The sequence below is a fragment of the Arhodomonas sp. KWT genome (genome assembly GCF_010993615.1).
On sequence record NZ_WNXE01000014.1, the window covers coordinates 9,096 to 14,415 of the forward strand.

Below are 5,320 nucleotides of genomic sequence, written 5' to 3' on the forward strand. Positions count from 1 at the left end.
CGCCTGGAGCAGCACGCCGCCGGCGGCGGCGGTGAGCACCGTGCTGATCACCAGCGAGGGGACCACGCCGACGATCACGCAGATCAGGATGAGGATCTCCACGGGCACACGCATGTAGCGTGGCGGCTCGTGGGGGTGGCGGGGCAGGGCGCCGGTCTCGTCGCCGAAGAACACGTCGTGGACGAAGCGCAGCGAGTAGGCCGCGCTCAGCAGTCCGCCGATGGTGGCGAACACCGGCAGCAGCCAGCCGATGCCGCCGAGGCGCTCGCTCTCCACCACCACCTCGGTGAAGAACATCTCCTTGGACAGGAAGCCGTTGAACAGCGGCACGCCGGCCATGGAGGCCGCGGCGATGGCCGCGAGCCACATGGTCACCGGCATGTAGCGGCGCAGACCGCCGAGCTTGCGGATGTCGCGGGTGCCGGTCTCGTGATCGATGATGCCCGCGGACATGAACAGCGACGCCTTGAACGTCGCGTGGTTGATGATGTGGAACACCCCGGCGATCACGCCGGCCTGGGTATTGAGCCCGAACAGCAGGGTGATCAACCCCAGGTGGCTGATCGTGGAGTAGGCGAGCAGCCCCTTGAGGTCGTCCTTGAACAGTGCGCCGTAGGCGCCGAAGACCATGGTCGCCAGCCCGATCACTGTAACCAGCACGAACCATTCCTCGGTGCCCGAGAGCGCGGGATAGAGCCGGGCGATGAGGAATACACCGGCCTTCACCATGGTGGCGGAGTGGAGGTACGCGCTGACCGGCGTCGGCGCGGCCATGGCGTGGGGCAGCCAGAAATGGAACGGCACCTGCGCCGATTTGGTGAACGCGCCGAGCAGCACCAGCCCCAGGATCGGCAGGTACAGCGGGCTCGCGGTGATGGTGTCGCCGGCGGCGAGGATGGTCTGAAGCTGGTAGCTGCCGACCACGTGTCCGAGCAGGATCGCCGCGGCGAGCAGGCACAGTCCGCCGGCGCCGGTCACCGTCAGCGCCATGCGCGCGCCCTGGCGCGCGTCGGCGCGGTGGCGCCAGTACCCGATGAGCAGGAACGAGCTGATGCTGGTGAGCTCCCAGAACACCACCAGCAGCAGGATGTTGTCGGAGAGCACGATGCCGAGCATCGCCCCCATGAACGCCAGCAGCATCGCGTAGAAACGACCCATGGGGTCGTCCTCGCTGAGGTAGTAGCGCGCGTAGAGTATGATCAGGAGCCCGATGCCGAGGATCAGGCCGGCGAACAGCAACCCGAAGCCGTCGAGGAAGAAGGCGAGGTTCAGGCCCAGTGCGGGCATCCACGGCCAGCTCGCCTCGACCACGCCGCCTTCGAAGACCGTCGGCGCGAGCCCCGCCAGCAGCACCAGTGCCAGCGCGGTGGGGGTGGCGGCGGCCCATGCGCTGGCGGTGCGCCCGGCGCGTACCAGCACGGGAGGCAGTACAATGCCCGCCAGCGGTAGCAACACGATCAACAGGAGCTTCATGTCGTCTCTCTATGCCAACGGTCCCGGTGCCTGGCCCGGCGTGTACCGCAACACCCCGCTGGCGCCGGCGATGCCGCCGGCGTGTATGCGGCGCGGGGCGTTCGGGATCGGCGGCAGTCTAGCAGAACTCATCCCATGCGGCACGAGGGCCCGGAGATGTCGACGTGTGCGCCCCTTCTCGGTCAAAGTGATGTATAAACGGTGGAATGGGCGCGGTATTCCGTCCAAGGGGGTGTTTAGCGTGACGGGAGGGTTATGAACGCCGATGACAAGGTCGTGTACCTGAGGGACGGGCATCGCCAGCGCGTCTCCGAGGTCGTGCAGGACCTGCGCCATCTTGCCACCGAACGTCTGGTGCGCACCGCGACCCGGACCCTGGACCGCAGTGACGACGTCCTCTTCGAGCGCGCCGAGCGTGCCGCGGAGGCGGATACCCAGGAGGCCTATTTCCAGGCCATGCGCGAGCTGCGCCTGCAGCGCCGGCGGGTGGTCGCGCAATTCCGCGAGACGCTGGAGGGACTGTTCAGCGGCCTTGCCCGCCACCGGCCTGCCCCCCTGCGTTCGCGCGAGACCGCCGGTGACGCCGACAGCGAGGACCTCACCCTCATGGACGACCGCCGTCTCGAGGAGGCGGTTGCCATCGAGTCGGCGACCACGCGCCTGCGCGGCCGTCACGGTGTGCTCGTCGGCAGCGTCAACGCGCGCCTGCGTCATCTGCTCAAACTCGACGAGCTCACCTCGGATGCGAGTCCGTTCCATCCCCACACCGTCGTGCTGGCCTTCTCCCTGGCCATGCAGGACGTGGACATCGCGCTCAATCCCCGGCTGATCCTCTACAAGCTCTTCGAGCGCACCCTCGACCTGGAGCTGCCCCGCGTGCTCAAGGCCGTGGACGCCAAGCTCGAGGCGGCGGGCGCGCGTGCGGACACGGAGGATGAGCGCGCCGAGCGGCCCGAGGGCGAGACACCGGAGGAGACCCGCGACGCCGCGGAGCCGGCGGCACCCGCGCCGCCGGAGGACCCCGACGGGAAAGACGATGACGGCGCCGACGATGAGCGGGGTGTCGCCGAGCTGCTCTACCGGCTGATGCGCCGCATGAAGCATCAGGCGCGCCCCGCCGTCTCGCCGGGCAATGGCGGTGGCGGATGGGGCGGTGCCGGAGCCGAGGCCGCCCCGGGAAGCGGCGCCACCGCCGGCACTGGAACCGGCACCGGGGGCCCCGGTGGCGGAGACGGTGCCGGTCCCGGAGGGGGCGGAGCGGCCGGCGCTGCCGGCGGCGTCGCGGATCGCCGGGTGGTCCTGCGCGCGCTGACGGCCCTGCAGCAGGAGGTGCTCGACAGCGAGGAGACCGACCCGGACCGGATCAAGGCCCAGGTCAATCACTGGCTGGGCGAGCACGGCCACGCCACTGCCCTTGAGGCGTCGGTGGACGATGTCATCGACCTCGTGAGCATGCTTTTCGACAATCTGCTCGCCGATCCCAGGCTGGCACCGTCGCTGCGGGTGGTGATCGCGCGGCTGCAGATACCCGTGCTGCGGGTGGCGCTGCGTGACCGCAAGCTCTTCAGCCAGCCCGAACACCCAGCCCGCCGCCTGATCAACGAGCTCGCCGGCGCGGCCACGGGCTGGACCGAGCCCCAGGACCTCGACACCGACCCCCTCTATTGCAAGGTGACGGAGGTGGTCGAGCGCGTGGTCACCCGCTACCAGGATGACGTCCGGGTCTTCGACGTCGCGCTGCGGGATATACGCTATTTCGTCGAGCGCGAGCAGGAGCGTGCCCGGGTCATCGAGCAGCGCACGCGCCAGACCGCCGAGGGCAACCTGCGTGTGGAGGTCGCCCGCGAGGCGGTCCAGTCGGAGGTGGAGGCGCGGCTCGCAGAGCAGCGGGTGCCGACGGTAGTGGTCCGGCTGCTCGAGGAGGCATGGTTCCGGGTCCTGTTCATCACCGCCGTGCGCGAGGGCCGTGAGAGCGAGACCTGGCGGCGTCAGCTCACGGTCATGGACGAGCTGCTCTGGAGCGTGCGGCCCAAACGCGATGCCGACGAACGCCAGCGCATGCTCCAGCTCATGCCGCGGCTGCTCCAGGACCTTCGCGAGGGCCTCAACGGCATCATGTACAACCCTCACGAAATGACCCAGCTGTTTCGTGACCTGGAGTCGGTTCACCTGCGCTGTCTCACGCCGGGGGAGGACCCGGCCGGCGAGGAGGAGGGCGCCGACGGGTCCGCGTCCTCGCGGACTGCGGAGACGTCGTCGTCCGCGGCGGGCTGGGGACAGCGGCCACCGGACGCCGAGGACATGGCACGGGTGGAGTCGCTCGGCGTGGGCAGCTGGTTCGAGCTGCGCGACCATGATCCGGTGGTCCGCGCCAAGCTCTCCGCGCGTCTCGACGAGGGACGGCGTTACGTGTTCGTGAACCGTGCCGGTTTCCGCGTCGCCGAGTACGCGGCGGCGGAGATGGCCCGGGCGGTGCGTGATGCCGACGTGGTGGAGCTCGAGGAGGTGGCGGCGTTCGACCAGGCGCTGGAGCGTGTCATCGCCTCGCTGAGGGAGATCTACGCGGAATGAGACGACTGCTGCGGGTCGTCCTCGCCGGAGTGTACACGCTGATCGGCGGGGTCTGGATCGTTTCCGCGGTGGCGCTGGAGCGCCGCGCCGGCGTGCCGCCCCACGGGCTCGGCCGCTGGGCGCAGCGCCAGTGGTGCCGGGGCCTTTGCCGGCTGCTGGGTGCGCGGCTGGTCGTGCGCGGCGACCGCCCGGTGCCTGGACCGGTGCTACTGGTCTCCAACCACGTCTCGTGGCTGGATATCGTGTGCCTCGCCGCGCTCTGGCCGGTGGCCTTTCTGAGCAAGTCGGAGGTACGCCGCTGGCCGGTGATCGGGCAGGCGGCGACGGCGCTGGGGACGGTCTATATCGAGCGCGGGCGTCAGGCGGCCGCGGCGCGTGCGGTGGCGGCCATGCGCGATCGCCTGCATGCCGGTGCCCGCGTGCTCTTCTTCCCGGAGGGGACCACCGGTGACGGGCTCGGGGTGCGCCCGTTTCGCGCCCGGCTCTACCAGGCGGCCATTGATGCCGGTGCGCCGGTGCAGGCGGTGGCACTGCGTTACCATACCGACGACGGTCACGCCGAGGCCGTGCCCTTTACCGACGATCAGAGCCTGGTCACCAACCTCTGGCAGGTGGCGGGCTATCCCCGGCTGACCGTGACGGTGACGGTCGGGCCGCCCCGGACCACCGAAGAGCTCGGCCGCAGCGAACTCGCCCGCGCCACCTGCGAGGATGTCCGGAGAGGGCTTCGGTCCGGTGCGGCGGAGGAGGAGGCGGCGGCCCCGGAGGGCATACTGGAGCGTTCCTGAGACGGCGGGCTCCTGTCATGGTGCTGTCACCTTTTACGTGGATAATGCCGCGCGATCTCAGAGGATGGATGAGTTATGGCTGCGAGCATTCTGATCGTCGAGGACGAGGCACCGATCCGCGAGATGATCGCCATGGGCCTGGGCCGTGCCGGCTTCGAGGTCCGTCACGCCGAATCGGCGGAGGATGCCGAGGCGGCGATGCGCCTGGCGCGCCCGGATCTGGTCCTGCTGGACTGGATGCTGCCGGGCCAGAGCGGGCTCGATTTTGCCCGCGGGCTCAAGCGCCGTCCCGACTTCCGCGACATCCCCATCATCATGCTTACGGCCCGCGGCGAGGAGGAGGACCGTGTGCGCGGCCTCGACACCGGCGCGGACGACTACATCAGCAAGCCCTTCTCCCCGCGGGAGGTGATCGCGCGGATCAAGGCGGTGCTGCGCCGTACCCAGCCCACTGCCGGCGAGTCGCCGGTGGAGGTGGAGGGGCTGAG

Annotated in this window: 4 protein-coding genes; 3 read left to right on the forward strand and 1 reads right to left on the reverse strand. The window is 69.8% G+C overall.

Translation table 11 applies throughout. From position 1 onward, the window contains the following. A partial coding sequence (locus tag G7A99_RS25200) for a proton-conducting transporter membrane subunit (protein ID WP_305792310.1) occupies window positions 1–1,473 on the reverse strand: 1,473 nt, incomplete at its 3' end. Between the two features lie 255 nt (window positions 1,474–1,728). Between G7A99_RS25200 and G7A99_RS04740 the strand changes: the two genes are divergently transcribed. The 3 genes from G7A99_RS04740 to G7A99_RS04750 all read left to right on the forward strand — a co-directional run. Beyond that, window positions 1,729–4,044: a DUF1631 family protein gene (locus tag G7A99_RS04740; RefSeq protein WP_163139061.1), complete on the forward strand. Its 2,316-nt coding sequence runs from the start codon at window positions 1,729–1,731 to the stop codon at window positions 4,042–4,044. Then, window positions 4,041–4,832, forward strand: coding sequence for a 1-acyl-sn-glycerol-3-phosphate acyltransferase (locus G7A99_RS04745; protein WP_018717958.1), 792 nt, complete (start codon window positions 4,041–4,043; stop codon window positions 4,830–4,832). The genes G7A99_RS04740 and G7A99_RS04745 overlap by 4 nt, the downstream gene beginning before the upstream one ends. 75 nt (window positions 4,833–4,907) lie before the next feature. After that, window positions 4,908–5,320: response regulator (locus G7A99_RS04750; RefSeq protein WP_163139062.1), on the forward strand; the 413-nt coding region annotated here is incomplete at its 3' end.